This window comes from Bradyrhizobium sp. 190 (genome assembly GCF_023073415.1).
Classification (GTDB): domain Bacteria; phylum Pseudomonadota; class Alphaproteobacteria; order Rhizobiales; family Xanthobacteraceae; genus Bradyrhizobium.
This window is the reverse complement of sequence record NZ_JADPJL010000008.1, coordinates 1-18,863: the sequence shown is the minus strand read 5'-3', so window position 1 is coordinate 18,863 and position 18,863 is coordinate 1. Positions and strand designations below refer to the sequence as shown.

The window sequence follows — 18,863 nt, the reverse complement described above, 5'->3', positions numbered from 1 at the left end:
GATCAACTGTGACAGGCATCCAGATAGCGCAACCGCGCCAAGTTGATCATCATCGCAATGATCGGAAATACGTACATGTTTTCATATGTTGGCAGGATGTCACGGCCAGTCGCCATACTAATCCCATAACCAAAGATGCTCGCGAACAGAGCCCAATATAGGTCACTATTCAACCTTCGCCCAACTCGCCAGGCGGTAGCTATTCCAACGAGAAGGAAAATTAGAAGCACACCGGTTAAAATCACCCCGCAATCAAGAAAGAATTCGACAATTGCATTATGCGCTACATTGGCCTGTATCAGGGTTCCTGTGTCCCAAAGTTGGCTCGTCGCCATTCCGTGGCGACCAGCGCCAAACAGGAACAGGCCGATATTGCTCGTCCACTCCTCTAGCAGCGGACCCCAAATGGAATCAACCCGGCCCGTCAGCACGGCATCGGCCGAGAAGCCGGCACTGCTACCAAGCCCGACCGAAAGAACAGCGTCAATGGTTGGTCCGATCCAAAAGAACGATGTGACGCCAGCCGCCGCAGCACCAAGAATTAAAATGTCAAACCTGCGCCGCAAGATCAGAAACAGGGAACACGAAGCTACTACCGTGACAAGCGTGGTTCGTGACCCGAGGAGAAGAACCGCCAGGAGCGATAGACACAGGGGTGTGATCCAGAGAGCGCCGCGCGTAAGAGCTCGATAGAGCAACAAGGGTACGGTAGAAACGTACATGCTTCCAATCACATTGTAATGGGTTCCAAAATACGCTGCGCACAACTTGGCCATTTCGTCCCGGCTAGCTAGATCCAGCCCAGTCATTCCGCTCGAGCGTTCTGAAAGCAGAACGGACGGATTCATCAGGACGAGCGAGACGACAGCGATCGATAGCAATAGCATCGAAAGGCAGATCACGGTCGTGATCCTCTCGAGCTCCTGAAAGGAGCACATACGCTTAAGGATAAACAGGAAGGATAGAGTGAAAAAGGTCGGCACAATACAAGCCGAAAGTACAAAGTCAAAGTAGGACTCTGGAAATGAATCAGGGAAGCGACTATGCAAAAGTGGCGTGTTTGGAACTGATCGAATGAGGGCGATGGCAAGAATTGCGAAGTACAGGAGAAAAATTCTGATGGATATTCGTTCGATTTTGTCGGTCGCGTGCAGGCACGCAGTGTTAAACACCAGATAAGCCAAGACTACTGCTGATAATAAGTTGAAGGGTTTGAACCCTTGGATGCCGAACAGATTTTCCGTGAGGAATGGCACACGCTGGAAGGGCAACATGAAAACGAACAACAGAAAGAAAAAGGTTCCAGCTTGCGCGACTGGCAAGGTGAGATGATAAGGCGCTTGGCCGCTATGACTCAAAGATGTACTCATCGGCCTATCGGAATTGGTTGCTCTAGTGGTTGCCCTGGGCGCTTTGACTTAGCGACAAGAGGCGTCAAAGCCGCAATTAACTCGCGAGCTTTTGCCGTCGGCGAGTGATTGGCCTTAACATAGATCTGACATCGTGTCGCGATCGCGTTGTATTCGTTCGCGTCCATGTCCCAAATTTCGCTCACGGATTTGGAAAGTGCCAACTCGTCCTCAGCCGATGCGCCAAGGGCATGGCGCAGAACGATCAGATCTGGGTCGACAGGTCGCCGAGTTACAACAGGGGTCCCCGTAGCCAGAGCCTCCAGGAGCACGTTCGAGAAGCCCTCGAGATCCGATGTGCAGAGAAGCATCGTCGCTTCTGATAGAAATTCTTGAACGTCTGCCCGCCGGACATAGCCAACCATTTCCACGTTTGGCAGATGGCGCAGGCCATTCACGGCTTCCAGCGTCGATTGATCAGCATCTCGCTCTGGCATCCCTGCCACGCGGAATTTGACGGTCGGATGTTCCTGGGCGATTCGAAGCAGCAATGGCAAGTTCTTTCCATCGCGGAAGACACCAAGCCAGGCAACATATCTGCGTTCTGCGCGCGGCAAAGGAGCGGCCGCCTCCTCTGCTACTACAACGGCGTTATGAATGACGTGAATCGGCTTGCCCGGAAAAAACGCTGCCAATTTTTCGCGTTGATACTCATTTTGACAGAGAAATGCGGCTGCTCGATGCCGAGCCCAAGAATAAGCTAGCCATTCATAAAATCGAAAACCGATTTTGCATCGTTCATCGACGAGTGCGTCGTTGACAATGCGGTGAACGAACGGAATCCCTAGTTGGCCGGCGACGAAAGCCATGATGGCGGTATGGACCCCAGCTACGCCTTGGATCACAATATCTGGATTATAGGCACGGGCGGCTGCCAATACTTTTGGGATATATGAGTAGAAATACTTCGCAACCCGCACCCCATGCGCGGGATCATAGGTTTCGATAAGTTTGATTTGCTGGCCCGAACCTACATGGGCCAAAGCACCCTTCCAGGTAAGGAGAGCGGCTTCGTGACCGGCGTTTTCAAATGCGCGAAGCCATATTGAAAGTTGGACGGCAAAGCCGCCGATCGGATGGTCATCATCCTTCAATAGATAGGGAATGGTAAAATCTATCGAGAGAATTCGCACGTGACACCCCAAGCTTGATGGGACCGCAATATGAATGGCAGTTCGGCGACTTTCGAGTAGATATGCCAGTATATCCGAGAAGGCTGGTCTCGCCAGGAAGTACCATTTCGGTAGCACGATCGACGTCGCTGACAACGACTGGCAGCCCCATCGCCATCATTTCCAATGCGGCAAGAGGGCTCCCAAGAGACTACAGAGGACGCCAACGTCAAAAGCGCTCGTGTAAGGCCGCACGCCCTCCTGGAGTCAGGCAAAAACGATAAAGGTGTCATCGCCATATCTTCAATTCAAAAGGGATACCAAGCGTCTTGTTCCGGTGTCCGCCACCGACGCATCGCCCCACCGACGATGCCACGCCTGAAATATTAGAACATTCCAAATGAGGAAATACCGCTCATTATCTCCGCTCAAGAATTCGGCCCAGAGCGAGCGAATGGCCTCGACGTGAAAAATACCACCGGCGCTCAGGCCAGCTTCGCTCATCAGGTCTTCCGCCCAATCCCGCAACGGACCGCGCAACCAATCTGCGAGCGGAACCCCGAAGCCCATTTTCGGGCGCTCGACCAAACGATCGGGCACATGGCGGGCAAGAACACGTCGGAGCAAGTGTTTGGGGCGCCGGGCACGCGCATTCTGAAGTGACGGCAGCTTCCAGACCCATTCGACCACGCGATGGTCGAGCAATGGAACGCGTACCTCAAGAGCGACAGCCATGGAGGCCCGGTCAACCTTAGTCAGGATGTCATCGGGCAAATACGTGCACATGTCCAGGTAACGCATACGGTCCACCGGATCGGGCAAGAAGATCTTGAGGTCTTGACCCCAGCAGGCCGTCCGTACCTCTCGTGACCCCTTCACAAGACTCTCTGGAGCTCGGTGGTGCGAGATAAGGTGATAGTACATGGAATCGATCGATGAATCAGAGAGGATTTGCGCCAACCGGTGGGCCTTTTGGCCAACACGTGGCACGCGCCGAAAGTATGGTACATAGCGCGCTATGCTGTTGTAAGTGCTAGGCGGCACAGTGCGAATGCTTGAAGACGCGAGGCGGCGGAGCGCAAGCGGCATCTTCGCACCCGGTCGCCAAACGTTCTCCGACCATCGATACCGGTCGTACCCGGTGAACAATTCGTCTCCACCATCTCCTGACAGAGCCACCGTGACCCGTTCTCGCGTCAATGCGGAAACAATATGGGTCGGGATCTGCGAGGGGTCGGCGAATGGCTCGTCATACATCTCGGCCAACTTCGGCACCACATCGAGAGCGTCAGCGCCGCTGACGGGAAACGTTGTATGCTCCGTCCCAAGATGCCGAGCGACAGCCTCAGCGTGTTTCGATTCGTCGAATGCCGCGTTCTCAAAGCTGATGGTAAACGTCTTGACTGGTCTCCGAGAAGCCCTTTGCATCAGTGCGACGACAGTAGATGAGTCATAGCCGCCCGACAGAAAGGCGCCAAGCGGAACATCCGCTATCATGCGGCGCGATACTGCATCATGCAGTAACGCCTCGAGGTCATCGACCAGTCCCTCTTCGTCGGCTCGAAGCGTATTGCGTTGCCCCTGCGAAACAACACCGGCCAGATCCCAGTACACGCCCACTTCGGGGCTGCCGCCGCTCGCAATTTTGACGAACCCGGCGGGCGGCAGTTTGTAGACACCTTCATAGATCGTGAATGGACCCGGCACATAACCATGCCGAAGAAAGGCGGCGATCGCTCCACGATTGAGGCTTGGCCTCCAACCAGGATGAGCGCGCAGCGCCTTCAATTCTGATCCGAACAAAACTAGTCCATCGAAGATCGCCCAATAAAGCGGCTTTTCGCCCATTCGATCACGAGCTAGGAACAGTTGACGCTCTCCGGCGTCCCACGCTGCAATTGCGAACATCCCGTTCAAGCGGGCGATGGTCGATTTGACGCCCCATTGGGCGAATCCTTCGACAATAACTTCTGTATCTGAATGCCCACGAAACCGAACTCCGCAACGCTCCAATTCGGTCCTCAGCTCTTGGAAATTATAGATTTCACCGTTGAACGTTATTGTATATTGCCCGTTGGCCGAGACCATTGGTTGATGTCCCATTGGGGACAAGTCGATAATTGCCAGGCGACGCTGCCCGAAGGCAATGCTGGCTTGCTCGCTTAACCAAACTCCGCTGTCGTCCGGCCCGCGGTGGCTCAGCGTTTGCGTCATTGCAGACGCCCGGCTTTTCAGATCTTGCAGGCTGCAACCATTACGCTCCCAAATACCGGAAATTCCGCACATGCTTGAAAAGAGCTCCCTAATGAGAGGACGTCAACGCATGGCATCCAAACTCACACGCTAGCAGCATAGTATTTTGAACCGGTCCGCGGCTCGACCCTTTCGGGTTACCCATCCTCGATCACCAGAAGCCCAGACCAGCAGATCGCGGAATCTGGTAAGCACTCAGCCGGGACGTCAATCGGCATGGAGAGCTTTGGATCGCCGAGCGAGGGAAGTGGCTCTCCGCCGAACGGCCCCGGAGCTCGTGCCGAGTCGCGTGTTCGCCAAGGAATACGAGCGAGCGGCCAAGCTGAGCGCTCTTGGGAATGCAGTCGATCCACGCGATCGAATCGGTTGAACTGTCGCCGGCGCCGAGGGCCGCCATGGGCGCCGCGAGATCGCGCGCCACGGGTCCAGCCGGTCTCGACCCAGCGGAGCCGAATGGTACGCTTGAAGAATGGTGTGCCTGTCAGCCCATGCCGCCGACAGGGGCCAGAGGAGCTCGGGTGCTCCTCTGGCGAGGCACCCATGATGCCGTCGGCACCCGTCAGCAGGGTCAGACCCACTGCGTATTCTCCGCCTAGTGTTGTCCCGGCCTGGCAAGCCCACCGACAATGCGTTCATCGAAGCCTTCGACGGTCGCTTCCGGGCCGAATGCCTCAACGCCCATTGGTTCCTGCCCCTTGCGGACACCCCCAGGAAAAAGTGGAGAATACACCATCTTTCTATATTGTTGAACAGAAGAGACTTTGCTGATTGGGATGCGATCCCGTGGGGTATCTTGGGTTCTGTCGCGCTCGTTCGGCGATAGATTGAGCGGCAGTTGTTATCCGTGTGCGGGCGATGATCCACGGGCCGTCCGAGAGCGGATGATGGCTTTCGATCTCGCCGGCTTCGGCGGCTAGCCGCAGCGTCTTGGGCGCGATCTTGAGGAGCTTTGCGGCATTGCTGAGGTTTAGCCAGCGCTCGATCCCCGTCCTCGGCGGTCTTGAACACCGGGATGCGATAGTTCGAGCGCATCGAGGTGACACGCTCGCGCGTCCAGCGATTGCCGTTACCTGTCTTGAGGCCGTTGCGGTTGAGCAGGCGGGCGATCAAATCGTCGCTGGCGATCAGCACCAGTTGGCGCACAGCCTCGATGATGTTGGCGGAGGTGCTGTTACGCTGCCCGCGCCGGCGCTTGGGCAGGCGTATCTCGCTGTGAACGCGGCCGACCCAGTGGACGATGAGGACGATCTCGGAGGCCGCATCGTCGATATCGGCCACGACCTCATGGATGAGGGTGCGCACAATGCGCTTCTTGAGGCGCGCATCCGTCGTCGGCGCATCCCAGACCGTTTTGAGGTTCGAGGCCAAAACGCCGAGAGGCTGAATCAGCAATGGGGGCGTGCGTCGCCGCATCATGCGTGGCGATCTTGCCCTCGACCTCCACCGCGTGAGCGAGCGCCCTGTTCCAGCGCGCTTCCAGCTCGCCCGCCACCAGCCGGTTCGCGGGGTCAGCGACATCGTATTGCCGGAAAGCCCGGTCGGCGGCATAGCGCGCCGCTTCGAGGTCGCGACTGAGGGCCTCGCGCACCTGATCCCGCCGTTCCCCGGCTTCCCTAGCGGCAGCGGTTGCCGCGGTGATAGTGCCCGGACCGACGACGCCGAGCAGCGCCTCCTCGATTGCATCATCGACGCGCAGTCCGCCGAAGCCAATGCAGTGGGGACCGCCATTGTCCATCCAGGCGTTAGCGCGGAGTACCGGAGTGTGAGCTTGCGACCGCAGCGCTTGCACCGGATCAGACCGGCCAGCAGCGCCTCACCATGCTTGGGCGCGCCGTGATGCCGACCGGTGGGAACGTTGCTGCTGACCATGGTGCGGATCGCCCCGAACCTCTCCCAGCTCACGTACCCTTCGTGGGTGTTGGGCTTCAGCACCAACCATTCGTTCCGTGCCTTGCGGCGAATCTTCACGCTCATACCATCGGCGCTGTATCCCGCCGCGACAGCCGTCGGGCATAGGTGCCGCCGTAGACCCGGTTCTCAATGATCCGGTGGATGGCGGAGTAGCTCGGTCGCCGCCAGGCCGTGTCGCCGTTGATCTGCTTCACCGGCAAATCGAGATTGTACTCGTGTAGCCAGCAGAGAGAGCCCATACGGCTTCTATGTGGAGGGAACTAATCCAAAACTCGCGCCCCATGGGCGCTCTTTGGGATTACCCACATCGGCTACCCTGGCAGGCCGCCTCAAGCGATTGATAATTTGCGCCCGGAACATTTTTGCGCTTGGATGACGCATGCGCCATCGGATGGGGTCGCACCATGAGCCTTACTGAGCGTTCACAACATTTCGAATTTGGTGAGAACTGGCGCGAATACGCCAAGACAATCGACGACCGGCGTATTGCTGACGCGATTGCCGGACTGGAGAAACTTTTTCCCGATGGCGTGAGGGGTAAGAGCTTTCTCGATATTGGGTCTGGTTCCGGGTTGCATTCGCTTGCGGCTCTTTCGCTCGGCGCCGAACGTGTCCTCGCCGTCGATATCGACGAGAATTCGGTAGCGACGACGCGCCAATTGCTCTCTGCTCGCGCGCCATCTAAAAACTGGAATGCAAGAATTGTTTCGGTTTTCGAGACTTCCCCTCAAGAGACCGGAACGTTTGACATCGTCTACGCTTGGGGAGTTTTGCACCACACTGGCGAGATGTGGCGGGCGATCGAGAAAGCGGCTTCGCTTGTAAAGCCTGACGGACAGTTTGCTCTCGCGATCTATGGCAAGACGCCATTCGATGCAGTTTGGCGAGCGGAGAAGCGGATCTACAAGTCCTCGCCTCACGCGGTTCAATGGCTCATGCGCAAAGGTTTTGTCACTACAATGATCGTAGCGAAGCTCGCTCGCGGCAAAAATCCGATGTCTTTGTTTCGCGACCGTATTGCTGCGCGCGGGATGAACTCTTCCCATGACCTCCACGACTGGCTCGGCGGGTATCCATACGAGACGGCTACAGTCGACCAGCTCTCGACCAGAATTGGCGCGATGGGTTTTAGACAGACTCGCGCATTTCCTATGCGTGTTGCAGCTAAGGGACTTTTTGGCTCTGGTTGCCATGAGATCGTATTTGCGAGGGGGTAAGAAAACGCCGCGCATTGCTGGAAGACGCGGCCAAAGTAGATGAAACCAACGCAGTCCTCATTTCGCACATCTCGAACAAGGCGTTGAACGGACTGTCCAACTAGCGCCGTCGCAGCTCCGAGAGAGCATATGACTATTAAATCGCTACGCTCCTCACGGGCATTGTATGAAAAATATCGTTACCTTACCTAAAGACACGAGTGATGATAAGAGAGCACCCCACTCATGACTTGCCCTCACTTAGGCGATGCCAACCTTATGAACAAAAACTCCGTGTTCGCCTCACCGGTCGCGATCCTCTGCAAGCTGAAACCGAGCTCCTTGCAAAAGGAGACGGCATCTTTGTCATAGACAAATTCCATCGGCCAACCGCCAAGCCAATCACGAATATCCGTAAACATATTCATGCCGCGACTCTTTTTGTATTTGTGCATCCTCCACAGAAACAGAGGTAGCCGCAGCGGATTATAGCGCATCTGAAAGCGCCAGACGTACCAAAGATCCATGTAGCGTCGCTTCAGCCATCCCGCCGTAACATACTTTTGCTTAACGTCGAGCCAGAATTCCGGCGGCGGGTTGACTTGAGCATCCGCTGAATAGAGAGCAACATAAAGCATACCACCGGGCCTAACGCACGCTGCGGCATTGCGAATTGCTTGCCAGACGTCTCCGGTGTGATGCAGAACCCCCCATGAATAGACGAGGTCGTATGTCCCCAAGTTCTTCACAAATGTGTCGTCAAGAACGGAGCCTTGCTCGACGGTCCAATTAGAGGGATTGCCTAGCTGAGCCTGCACGTATCGGCTCGTAGCGACTGAATTTGCGTCGTAATCAAAGCCACGAACTGACACTGCGCCTGCTTCCAGGGCGGCAACGGAGTGAAGTCCGCTTCCGCATCCAATATCGAGGAACGTTAGCCCCTTCAGATCGTCCCGTTCGATAAAATCGAGAAGGTGTTTCTTGGAAATCCGCACCCTCTCGGGTCCGAAATTCTTTTGAATGAAGTGGTACCAATTATTCCCAAACTCGAATCTCTGCCTCTCTTCATCAACCATGCTACTCACCACCCACTCCTCCTGACGCAAACCCTGAGCTACCGCGGGCCGGACGACAGAGCAGTTTGGTTGAGCAAGCAAGCATTGCAGACGCCCGTTTTCAGATCTTGCAAGCTGCAACCGTTACGCTCCCAAATACCGGAAATTCCGCACATGCTTGACAAGAACTCCCTAATGAGAGGACGTCAATGCATGGCATCCAAACTCACACCCTCTCGCATCATACTATTTGAACCGGTCCGCGGCTCGACCCTTTCGGATTACCCTTTCTCGACCACCAGAAGCCCAGACCAGCAGGTCGCGCAATGGCCAGGCGTAAGCAGGGAAGTTAATCGGCTTGGAGAGCTTTGGATTGCCGAGCGAGGGAACTGCTTCTCCGCCTGGTCCCGAAGAGCTTCGCATGCGTCCCACGCGCCTGGCGCCCGCTATCACTGAGCGTTTCGATCCGCCTCTCGCATCCGATCCTTATCGTCACAGATCCCCGTAAGCGTCGATACTGCCTTTTTGGAGTTGACCGTCTCGTCCACGCGGCTCTTGATCGTTTGCGGCAAACTGCTGAAGGTATGATTCGTGTTACCGCTTTTTGGGCGCCTCCAAGTACATCGCGGCCCTCACTGGCCCTCCCCGGCTTTCAATTACCCACAAATTCTCCTCCGACCACGGCGCCTAGCGGGATGTCGGTGAGCCGTGACAGCCCGCGCCACATGACGTATTGGCGGGCGGCGGATCGCTGGCGCGCGCGAGATAACCGCCGAGCCGGGCGATCTTGATCAGATAGTGCGAGAGTGTTTTCTGTCGTGCTTTTGGTTGTCGTTCACAAGACGATCGAGCACGCCGATTTCAGTCGCCGATCCTGCTTTCCGATCAGCGGCAAGACGCCAATCTTGCGATCTCTGAACTCAAGAAGAGGATCCGGTCGACCAGGCGACTGAGTTTGTGTCCTGCGTCGGTATTTTCAAACGTTCCTAAGGCGCTTCTTCACTCGCGCCGCGAACGAGAGATATCACGGAGCGATGGACTTTTGTGAGCACGAACCCAAGCAGCACGGTCATCAAGCCGAAGACTTGGCCACGCGTCGCAGAAAAACGGATGCGTCTAGCTCGGCGGAGATGATGTGAGTGACCACCACACCGACCGCGACCACAAAGGCGACTTTCCAGGTCTGATCGATCGGTATCACTTTAGCGATGCCCGTTCCAAGCGCCGTGGCGGCTTTGGTCAACGACCAGCACTCCCAAAGGGAGACTGCCGATACTTCCTGCCAGCGCACCGGCGAGGCCGAATAACTGTAGGCCGAGGTCAAGGCAATTGACAGCAAAAGCGATGTCGCGCCGATCGTCGCGGCCTGCCAACCGAATCCAAACGCCCAAAGCACCAGCGAAGCCGGGTGAGCAGCTCGGCGAGTTCGCTAAATAGGTTGCAGTCACGTGTCACCATCCCGATGAAGCTGAACGATGTCCTCTTCTTCGCTCATGGCAAGATGCGGTCCGAATCCCTACACACGCCAAGCATAGAGCCAGACGAGATATTTCGCGCTCGGTGCCGAGAAAAACGGCGTGGGCATGGGTGGCCCTGGCAGTGCATCACACACCCTCGCCTCCCTAACCGTGATGCGGAAGCCCGCTTGCGAAAGCGCCGTCCACAGTTCCGCAACCTGGTCTTGCACAGCAGGACTGCAGTGCAATTCGCACGAAAGATACTTGACCAACCCCATTTTGCCTGTGGCGCACAGGTCTTTTAGCACGCCAAATTCGCTGCTCGACCTTGAGATAATCCACCGGCTCGGTAATCAGGTCACTTAAACGCACCGCGTCCACCAGCACCCCTGGCCCATCGCCGACATGGCCGCCCAGCGATCCCTCAGGCACAAACGATACCTTGCCAGCGGCATCGCTGACGGCGGCGCGAACCACCGTGACCGAGGTGAGGCCCAGCGCGCGCGCATTCTCTTCCAGAAGGTCGGCGGTTTGCGGGTCGGCTTCAAAGACGGTGATGCGGGCACGCGGATAGCGCTGCTTGAACCAGATCACACCCATGCCAATATTCCCACCGCAATCAAGGATCACGGGCGCGTCGCCTAATCCGACGACCTCATAGCCGCAGTCCAGAAAAATCTCACGATAGAGCGACAGCATCACCCCGGCGCCCATACAGCGCACCGGCCCGAAAGGAAAGCGAAACGCGCCGGGGACGCGGCGAGGGTTGCGCTCGCCCAACCAGAAGAGGCGCACGCAGGCCCACGAGCGTTTTTGTCTGATGACATGGACCATACCACTGATGACATGGACCATACCACGCGCCTGCCTCACCAGGTCTGCCAGGGTAAGGCCTTTGGGTGGGGAGCTAGCCGGCTTGAACACTCATGGAAGTTCTTCCTTCCTCGCAGGGTACGCAAACATCGATACGCTCATCTGCGGCCTATGCTGGTTTTGCCCGCGCGCGGCCCCAGGGCAGCCGACTGCACAGCATGCCCCAGAGCAGGCTGACCTCTGGCACGCGCAAGGCCAGCAGCAGCGCAGCATAGATCACCAGACCCGCGGCGCTCAGCAAGACGATCTGTACCAGCAGCGGCAGCGCGGCCACCTGGGGCAGCATCGCCAGCAGCGCGCATGTCAGCCACAGGAACGCCGCCGCCACCGCGGTTTTGCCCAGCGAAAGGCAAAGCTGCGGCAGGCGTAGCCCTTGCAGCCGCTTGTTAAGAATGAGCAGCAGCATCAGCGCGCCAATCAGATAGGTCAGCGTGGTAGCGAACGCTATACCTGCCACGCCCCAGATTTGCATCAGCAGATAGTCAAGGACGGCGTTGAGCCCCAGTTGAAGTACGGCAATGTTGCGCAGCGTGCGATTATCTTGCAGGGCGTTAAAGATCCGTCCGTTGATAAAGCCGTAGGTGACGATGAATATACTCGGCGCGAGAAACATCACGGCGGACGCCACCACATCCGTAGCCTGCGCGCTAAAATTGCCATGGTGATAGAAAATCTCCACCACCGGGCGCGACAACGAGCTCAGCAGCGCGCCAGCGGGCAAGAGGATGATTGCGGAAAAAATGACCACCTGGCGGAAGGTGGTGGTTAAGAGCGTAAATTCGCGGCGGGCCACTTGCAGCGCGAAGACCGGCAAGAGCGCCGTGGAGAGCGCCGTATAAAAAATCCCCGAGGGCATATCCACCAGCTTGATCGCGTAGCTGAGCGAGGCAATGCTGCCCGGCGGCAAGAGCGAAGCCATAAACTGATCGACCAGACTGTTGCCGTTGACCATCAGCGCCCCAATCAGCGCGGGCGTGCAAAGCGCGGCAATGCGCCGAATGCCAGGATGCCGCCAGGAAAAATCGAAATGAAAGCGCAGCCCCAAGCGCAGATAGGCAACGACGAGCAGCAAGAAATTCAGCGAATAACCCACAATCGTGGCCCAGCCCAGTGCATAGATGCCCCAGGAACGCGCAAACAGCAGAAACGCGATAATGCTCAGCGTAATCGTGACGGGAGCCAGCGCTGGCAGAGCAAACCGCCCATAGGCATTCAGAACGGAGCCAACCAGCGTCACCAGCACTTGCAACAAGAGCACGGGCATCAAGAAGCGCAGGAGGATGACCGCCAGCGTCTGCGTGGGGGCATCCATCTGCCGGGCGAAGACCGTCACTACCAGCGGCGCGCCCGCGACCAGCGCCACCGTCACCACCAGCGCAATCAGCGTGCCCAGCGTCATCGCTGCCCAGAGCAGGCGCATGGACTCCGCCTCGCCTTTGTTTTCGCGGTAGTCCACAAAGACCGGAATCAATGCCGCGCCTACCGCCGTGGTCAAGATGGCAGAAATGGTCGTGGGCACGATCAGCGCCACCGTATAGGCGTCCATGGTTGGGCCAACGCCAAAGGCCGAAGCCGTCAGCACCTGGCTGACGATGCTCAGCAGCCGGGCGGCAACGGTGACATACAAGACGACCGAGATGGCGCGGCCAGTGTGAATCACGGTCCCCTGGCTTTTGGGCGCGCCATCGCGCGGGGGAGCCGTTTCCAGAAGGTTTGTGGATGTACTCATGCTTAAATTGTCTCATCTGATGCCGCGCGCGCCTGTCGGCCGTCAATGAGACGCTGCCTAAACGCAACGCCTTGGTGTTCAGTACGAATCGACCGGTCGGGCGGATGCCGATCGTCGCTGAAGATGGCGCTCTTCACCCAGAACCCGTGAGGCGTACTGGCGTTGCCTTTGCCGATGCTTGGGATTGATGATCTGGTCGAACCGCGTCCGGAAGCGGTCGATCGATCCTGTCATCTGGAGCACTTAGACGAGATTCCTGCCCGCTGGTGCGGATGCCTCGATCTAAGAGATCGCGCAGAAATGCGATAGCGATGCCAACAAGTAGCCCTCCAACGATCGCTATTCCAAGCACGATTCTAGCTTTTGGCGAACTTGGTCTCAAGGGTGGCGACGCCGCAGAGACGAGACTCGCCTCGAACACCGGCGAGGATTGTTGTTGCGTCGCTACTGTCTTACGCAGCACGTAGCGAAAATTATCATAGGCGTTTTTGGATGATTCCGCAGCGGCTGCCAATTTATCGATGGTAGCAGCGGAATCCGCTGGCTCTTTCCTATTCTTACTATAGTCCTCCAATGCCGTTTGGGCAGCTAATGCTTGAGTGCTCAATTCGTTCAGTCGGTCCTTAACCCATTGATCGTCTTGCAAGCTGCCCTTGTCCATTTGATGGGTAATATATTTTTCTGCAACGGCGTTTGCGATCTGCGCCGCTCGATCAGGATCTCTGGAACCGAAGGTAATCTCGACAAGATACGTAGGGCCGACACGCTTGGCCGAAAGCTTGCGTTCGAACGGTTCCAAGGCATAGCGCGCGGCGCTAGCTTCCGTCGCCGGTTTACTCCAACCGAGCAGCCGGGATATCATGCCGCTACCTTGGCCGGTCGTAAATTCCAGGTCTTGAGCAAGGCCGAGCTTCTCGATCACGGCGCTAGCGATGCTCTCAGACTTTATGATTCCGATCTGGCTTTCCACGGCCGTTGACACCGACGCAGCGTCCGCAAAGGTCGCTTTCGCGTTTACGATGAGTAGCGCCTTGGCGGTGAACGTAGGTCCCACGGTGATGAGGTAAAGTGTAGCAACGCCAAGCGCCGCGAAACATGTCAGCGATATGATCGGTACATGTCGTCGTATGAAGGCCAGCACGGCCAGCACGTCTGCCAGCGACACGACCGGCCCTGGACGAAATTCAGGCGGCCCATTGTCGCGATTTATCCAATTATCGGTCCTGCTGTTCTGCAACATTTCCTACCAGCCTGATAGTGGATGCTCAATCACGTGCGCAATTTAATAACGAAGAGGTCGGTTAAGATGCAGGAAACGAAGGCGCGTCAATAAACATTGCAACTAGCCTTTATGTTAAGGAAGTACTTGGCCGCCGGGACGGTGAGTACAGCAGGGACGAAACGATGATCGAGGACCGCCAAAGCCGAAGGAGCCGACGCAAGCCGCTACTGACAACGCATCTAAATGCCTTCTAGCAACGCTCGCTGGGGCCGCGCTGCCGCCATTGACAAAATGTGCCTGGAACTTGGTAGGGCGCGGCAAAAAAGTGGACAACGCATAACTCATGGTACTCTACGACCCAGTCGCTCATCTCCAGCGAGAACAGTACAATCCGGATCACTGGATGGGAATGGATGGGAATTGGCAATAAGTGGGTAACTACGACGGTCCATTGAGCCGCGGCACTGCCGGATCAAAGCTCGAGCCGCAATCCGCTTGCGTGCCATCCCAATGGGTCTGGCGGTGGCCTGCCAGCCGGACCGGCCGTTCTCGCTGTAGAGCGGTGCGATCTCGCGGTCGATCCAGTCCCAATCGATCTTCCCGGCAAGCAGAACCAGCTCGTGCTTCAGATTGATGATCTGCTCCAGCGGCACCCGAACAGATCGTTCGATCCCGTCGTCTTGCGCTTCTTCGGCCGCATCGTCCCCTCCGATGCACCACAGAATCATGGTTCGCAGCGAAGGCGAATCGACAAACGAAATTGCGAGGTTTGGGGTTCTCAAGCTCCATATCCCTGCAATCTCAAATGCCTCCGCATCCGAAAAACAGACTCCCGCTCAATCGCTTAGAGGCTTGTTCACGGACGACGAGTTAGAGTCCGGCCCGAAGAAGGACGGACAGATGAAGCGGCAGGGTTCAGATTGACTTCGACCACTACACTCGGGTGGACCTTCCGGAGAGACAACAAGTATTTGCGAATTGCATCGCCTTCGGCTGACGGAGGATTGGCCTTTCAAATCCTCAAAAGGCGTTCGCGTAGACCTCTCTGGAGAAAAACGTGAGCAGAATGATTCGCAGGTCGAAAAGAAGCGACCAGTTATCGATGTAGTACAGATCGTGCTCCACACGACGCTGCATTTTCTCGAGCGTATCGGTGTCGCCGCGATAGCCGTTGACCTGAGCCCAGCCCGTAATGCCGGGCTTGACGTTGTGGCGACGGAAAAACGACGAAATCAGCTCAGCGAACGCCTCGTTTTGCGACGTCGCGTGTGGACGGGGCCCGACGAGTGACATGTTACCGGCCAGGACATTGAACAACTGCGGAAGCTCATCGATATTGGTACGGCGCAAGAAGCGTCCCAGACGGGTCACTCGTGGATCATGTCTGACGACAGGTTTGAAATTGTCGCCATTCTCCATCACTGTCATCGTTCGGAATTTCAGGACGCTAATGGGCTCATTGTTGTAGCCATGCCGTGTCTGGCGAAATAGCACCGGACCGCGAGAATCGAGCTTGATTGCGAGCGAAACGATGACGAAAAGGGGACTAACCAGAATAAGGCCAGCGATTGAGGCGGCAACGTCGAATGCTCGCTTGATTGCTCGGTTGAAAGGAGTGAGCGGGCACTGGCAGACCCGCATTGTCACCATGTTGCCGAACTGAGTGATCCGCGACACGGCCATGAGATCGACGGATCCAATAGGGACGACGTGAACGTCAACTGGCAGGTCTGATAGAGCGCTGGCAAGCGCGAGAGCAGATCGAACATCCAGCTCCGAAGTCAAAATGACAATGTCATCCGCTCGGAGGGGCCGGCAATTTGCGACCAGTTGGCGGATATCAGGTAGCGCTTGCACCGCGCCGGGACGAGCCACTACTGAGGTGTCGGTGCGAGCCGTCGGAAAGTCGAACGAGCGGATAGTCCGAAGTCCCGTGACGAATGCTCGAGCAGAAAAACGGGAGCAGTGACTTGGATCCCCTATAAGTATGATGCGCCTGGCGTCGATCAACCCTGATGCAATGGCAGGCTGTAGTAGTGAGAACCATATTGCCCGCGTGCAAAGTACCGTAATGAAAACACTCACGGCTTGGGCTATGATAGTAGCGCGCGAGTAGTCTCCCGAGACTTTCAGGAGGAATATCGTCGAGATGAAGAAGGCGAATACGAAGAGAACGCTGCTGGCGCCGCTCCAGATGAAAACGTGTCGAGGCTGCGTCTGGATCCGCGAATATTGCCGGAGCCCTACAGAAACGAGCAAAAGCATTGTGGAAATCAGAAGTGATTCCGGAATGTACTTGGCGTCGTCCGAATTCAGCAGGATCAGCCGATGATAGAGGACGGCTGCGAAATAGGCCGCGACGGCTACGAGCACGAATTCGGTACTTGCTACCAGTACCAATAGCGCAGCTAATCGGCCGCCCTTGCCCGCTGAGACGGCCCTGCTGCCAGCGATCAACTGGGTCGGAAGCTGGGTAGAGGCCGGCGAATTGGTAACATAACTCACCAGTCACTCCCAATCGTTCCCAGTCATCCGCCTCCCAGCAAATCATTAGCAGTCGGGTAACTGGGGTGAAATTGGCTATAAATGGGTAGAGAGAGGTAACCACGATGGCCGGTTGAGCCGGGGCAGTGCGGAGTTAAATTGCCGAATAATCAAGAGGACAGATCTGGCGAACATGGCGAGGAAGGCGGTGAGCGGCCGCAGCGCCAATGAGGAAACAGAACGTTGGTTTTGCGGATGGTCTGTTGGGACGGCTTGCTCCAACGGGAGACAAGATTTGAACGATTTCACGGGATGAGCACGTTGGTGATGAGCACGTTAGTACAGAGAGTTTCCGCCATGACGAACTCCATGCTGCGCAATTGTTCCCAGTTCGACGTGTTTGGCAGTAAGTCCGGTCGTTGCATCAAATGGGGCCTGGTGGCTATTGCCGTGGCAATCTCTACCCAAGCAAAGGCCGAATATCGAGTAAACATCGGAGATGTCCTGGAGGTGGCCGTGGCGGGCGTACCGGAGCTACGGCATCGTGCAACCGTCCAAATGGATGGCAACATCTCGTTGCCGCTGGTCGGAATGCTTCCAGTAGCCGGCCTTCCCGTACCGCAGATTCGAGCCAAAATCGGCACCGCACTGGCCGGCAAGGTGTATCGACAGAGGACTCCGGATGGCCGTGAGGCCGTCATCGTGATAGACGCGAATGAGGTCACGACGACCGTGGCGGAATACAGGCCCATATACATAAATGGCGACGTATCGAGGCCGGGTGAATATCCTTATCGTCCAGCAACTACCGCACGCCAACTCGTCGCAGTTGCGGGCGGCTACGACATCATGCGTATCAGAATGAACAACCCGTATCTCGAATCAGCAGACCTGAGAGCCGAGTATGGATCGCTTTGGACGGAGTTCGCCAAAGAGCAGGCGCACTTGTGGCGTATCAAGACGGAACTCGGAGAGGCGACCCAGATCAGTCCAAGCGCTGTGACGGACGCACCGATAGCTCGATCGGCGATTTCGGAAATCGTCAATGCAGAAACGGAGTATTTGAAGACGAAGCAGAGTGATTATCAGAAGGAAAAGACGTTCCTTCAGCGCGGCGTCCAACAGGGAGAGAACCAGGTCCGCGTGCTCTCAGAGCAGCAGAAGAAAGAGGAGGAGGGATTTCAGGCAGACCTCGAAGAACTGCAGAAAGCGTCCGACCTCTACGGCAAGGGTTCATTGACCAGCCCTCGCGTGACGGATGCGCGGCGCGCGGTGCTGCTGTCATCAACTCGGAAGCTGCAGACCTCCGCGCAGCTCATGCAGGTAAAGACGCAACAGGACGAGCTCACCAGAAGGCTGGGAAGGCTCGACGACCAGCGGAGGCTCGACTTGCTCCGTGAGCTGCAAGGCACCAGCTTGAGGCTCAACCAAATCCGCGAAAGGCTGCAGAGCGTCGGCGAGAAGCTTCAGTACACTGCGATGGTTCGATCACAACTCGTACGAGGAGCCGGCAGTAAGCCCGACATCGCCATCATTAGAAAAGGCGAGAAAGGGCCGGAACGGATTATCGCGAGCGAAGATACCGAGTTGCAGCCGGGTGACGCCATCGAGGTCAGCCTGCGATACCAGGACGGTCCTGACGCGCCTCCCCGAAAGCTGAGCAATTCAAAAGACCCACCGGCGCTGACCACGGCCGATTCGCTGCGCGTCGGCAGCAGGTGATGAGGACCAGAAGCGGCGCGATCGTCGGGACTCGCAGATCCTCGTCACCGTTTATCACGCGCACGACAACAAGATCGACAAGCTCGCCGAAATCACCGGTCGGGATTTCCATCGGCATCCTCTATTCTACTCTCACGCTGCACCTTGACTTCGATTTCAACTCTGACGAGTACAAAATCATTAGACTCACCCGCACGGGAATCCCGCTCGCTATCATCATTTCTTTGAGCAAACCGTAGAGCTGCTCGACAACGGCCTGATCAAGATTCCGCTTTTTCGCCTGAACAACGAGCGTCTTGATCGCGAAACCTACGGTGCGACGCGCCGCACCTCGAAGAACACCTTGTATCTGCCCATTGAGCAAAATGTGCGATGGAAGCGACTGAGCGCTTTGGCCGGTGGCCACCGGCCAAAGCGCGCGGCGATGTCGCCCGATACCC

At 56.9% G+C, this 18,863-nt stretch carries 14 protein-coding genes and 3 pseudogenes; 3 read left to right on the top strand and 14 right to left on the bottom strand.

Annotated features, from left to right (window positions below):
* Positions 1-2: 2 nt before the first annotated feature.
* The 4 genes and pseudogenes from IVB22_RS03910 to asnB all read right to left on the bottom strand — a co-directional run bounded on the left by IVB22_RS03910 (position 3) and on the right by asnB (position 4,807).
* On the bottom strand, positions 3-1,370 hold the full coding sequence (locus tag IVB22_RS03910; RefSeq protein WP_247516009.1) for an O-antigen ligase: 1,368 nt from the start codon (positions 1,368-1,370) through the stop codon (positions 3-5).
* Positions 1,367-2,542 carry a glycosyltransferase family 4 protein gene (locus tag IVB22_RS03905; RefSeq protein WP_247516008.1) on the bottom strand — a complete coding sequence of 392 codons (1,176 nt, stop codon included), beginning with the start codon at positions 2,540-2,542 and terminating at the stop codon, positions 1,367-1,369. Before IVB22_RS03905 ends, IVB22_RS03910 begins: the two co-directional genes overlap by 4 nt.
* Positions 2,493-2,714, bottom strand: a pseudogene (locus IVB22_RS41830) (hypothetical protein); the annotation flags it as partial. The pseudogene IVB22_RS41830 and the gene IVB22_RS03905, both read right to left, overlap by 50 nt.
* Positions 2,715-2,824: 110 nt before the next feature.
* A complete protein-coding gene (gene asnB / locus IVB22_RS03900; RefSeq protein ID WP_247516007.1) occupies positions 2,825-4,807 on the bottom strand; it encodes an asparagine synthase (glutamine-hydrolyzing) in 1,983 nt (660 codons plus the stop codon).
* Positions 4,808-5,366: 559 nt separating this feature from the next.
* Between asnB and IVB22_RS41825 the strand changes: the two are divergent.
* A pseudogene (locus IVB22_RS41825) lies at positions 5,367-5,507 on the top strand (integrase core domain-containing protein); the annotation flags it as partial.
* A 549-nt stretch (positions 5,508-6,056) separates the two neighbouring features.
* Here the strand turns inward: IVB22_RS41825 and IVB22_RS03890 are convergent.
* Together IVB22_RS03890 and IVB22_RS03885 are read right to left on the bottom strand one after the other, a co-directional pair.
* Positions 6,057-6,509, bottom strand: a complete 453-nt coding sequence (locus IVB22_RS03890) for an ATP-binding protein (protein ID WP_247516006.1) — start codon at positions 6,507-6,509, stop codon at positions 6,057-6,059.
* Positions 6,510-6,744: 235 nt separating this feature from the next.
* Positions 6,745-6,924 (bottom strand): hypothetical protein, encoded by a 180-nt coding sequence (locus IVB22_RS03885; protein ID WP_247516005.1) that lies wholly within the window; start codon positions 6,922-6,924, stop codon positions 6,745-6,747.
* A 165-nt stretch (positions 6,925-7,089) separates the two neighbouring features.
* Here IVB22_RS03885 and IVB22_RS03880 point away from each other — a divergent pair, with 165 nt between their 5' ends.
* Positions 7,090-7,902, top strand: coding sequence for a bifunctional 2-polyprenyl-6-hydroxyphenol methylase/3-demethylubiquinol 3-O-methyltransferase UbiG (locus IVB22_RS03880; protein ID WP_247516004.1), 813 nt, complete (start codon positions 7,090-7,092; stop codon positions 7,900-7,902).
* A 236-nt stretch (positions 7,903-8,138) separates the two neighbouring features.
* Here the strand turns inward: IVB22_RS03880 and IVB22_RS03875 are convergent, their stop codons facing one another.
* The 7 genes and pseudogenes from IVB22_RS03875 to IVB22_RS03845 form a co-directional block, all read right to left on the bottom strand.
* Positions 8,139-8,957 (bottom strand): bifunctional 2-polyprenyl-6-hydroxyphenol methylase/3-demethylubiquinol 3-O-methyltransferase UbiG, encoded by an 819-nt coding sequence (locus IVB22_RS03875; RefSeq protein ID WP_247516003.1) that lies wholly within the window; start codon positions 8,955-8,957, stop codon positions 8,139-8,141.
* A 1,051-nt stretch (positions 8,958-10,008) separates the two neighbouring features.
* Positions 10,009-10,332, bottom strand: coding sequence for a hypothetical protein (locus tag IVB22_RS03870; RefSeq protein ID WP_247516002.1), 324 nt, complete (start codon positions 10,330-10,332; stop codon positions 10,009-10,011).
* Positions 10,333-10,558: 226 nt separating this feature from the next.
* Positions 10,559-11,248: an FkbM family methyltransferase gene (locus tag IVB22_RS03865; protein ID WP_247516001.1), complete on the bottom strand. Its 690-nt coding sequence runs from the start codon at positions 11,246-11,248 to the stop codon at positions 10,559-10,561.
* Between the two features lie 127 nt (positions 11,249-11,375).
* Complete coding sequence (gene murJ, locus IVB22_RS03860; RefSeq protein WP_247516000.1) at positions 11,376-12,995, bottom strand: murein biosynthesis integral membrane protein MurJ; 1,620 nt, start codon at positions 12,993-12,995, stop codon at positions 11,376-11,378.
* Positions 12,996-13,128: 133 nt separating this feature from the next.
* Entirely contained in the window at positions 13,129-14,235 is a 1,107-nt protein-coding gene (locus tag IVB22_RS03855; protein ID WP_247515999.1) for a Wzz/FepE/Etk N-terminal domain-containing protein, read from the bottom strand.
* Positions 14,236-14,750: 515 nt separating this feature from the next.
* A pseudogene (locus tag IVB22_RS03850) lies at positions 14,751-14,917 on the bottom strand (IS5/IS1182 family transposase); the annotation flags it as partial.
* A 320-nt stretch (positions 14,918-15,237) separates the two neighbouring features.
* Entirely contained in the window at positions 15,238-16,722 is a 1,485-nt protein-coding gene (locus tag IVB22_RS03845; RefSeq protein WP_247515998.1) for an undecaprenyl-phosphate glucose phosphotransferase, read from the bottom strand.
* Between the two features lie 336 nt (positions 16,723-17,058).
* Between IVB22_RS03845 and IVB22_RS03840 the strand changes: the two genes are divergently transcribed.
* A complete protein-coding gene (locus tag IVB22_RS03840; RefSeq protein WP_247515997.1) occupies positions 17,059-18,423 on the top strand; it encodes a polysaccharide biosynthesis/export family protein in 1,365 nt (454 codons plus the stop codon).
* 121 nt (positions 18,424-18,544) lie between these two features.
* Here IVB22_RS03840 and IVB22_RS03835 read toward each other — a convergent pair.
* A partial coding sequence (locus IVB22_RS03835; RefSeq protein WP_247515996.1) for a hypothetical protein occupies positions 18,545-18,863 on the bottom strand: 319 nt, incomplete at its 5' end.

Coding starts and splice junctions, on each gene's coding strand:
- IVB22_RS03910 (WP_247516009.1), bottom strand. CDS start 1,370: ATGAGTACATCTTTGAGTCATAGCGGCCAAGCGCCTTATCATCTCACC.
- asnB (WP_247516007.1), bottom strand. CDS start 4,807: ATGTGCGGAATTTCCGGTATTTGGGAGCGTAATGGTTGCAGCCTGCAA.
- murJ (WP_247516000.1), bottom strand. CDS start 12,995: ATGAGTACATCCACAAACCTTCTGGAAACGGCTCCCCCGCGCGATGGC.
- IVB22_RS03880 (WP_247516004.1), top strand. CDS start 7,090: ATGAGCCTTACTGAGCGTTCACAACATTTCGAATTTGGTGAGAACTGG.
- IVB22_RS03865 (WP_247516001.1), bottom strand. CDS start 11,248: ATGGTCCATGTCATCAGTGGTATGGTCCATGTCATCAGACAAAAACGC.
- IVB22_RS03890 (WP_247516006.1), bottom strand. CDS start 6,509: ATGGACAATGGCGGTCCCCACTGCATTGGCTTCGGCGGACTGCGCGTC.
- IVB22_RS03840 (WP_247515997.1), top strand. CDS start 17,059: ATGACGAACTCCATGCTGCGCAATTGTTCCCAGTTCGACGTGTTTGGC.
- IVB22_RS03855 (WP_247515999.1), bottom strand. CDS start 14,235: ATGTTGCAGAACAGCAGGACCGATAATTGGATAAATCGCGACAATGGG.
- IVB22_RS03875 (WP_247516003.1), bottom strand. CDS start 8,957: ATGGTTGATGAAGAGAGGCAGAGATTCGAGTTTGGGAATAATTGGTAC.
- IVB22_RS03885 (WP_247516005.1), bottom strand. CDS start 6,924: ATGGGCTCTCTCTGCTGGCTACACGAGTACAATCTCGATTTGCCGGTG.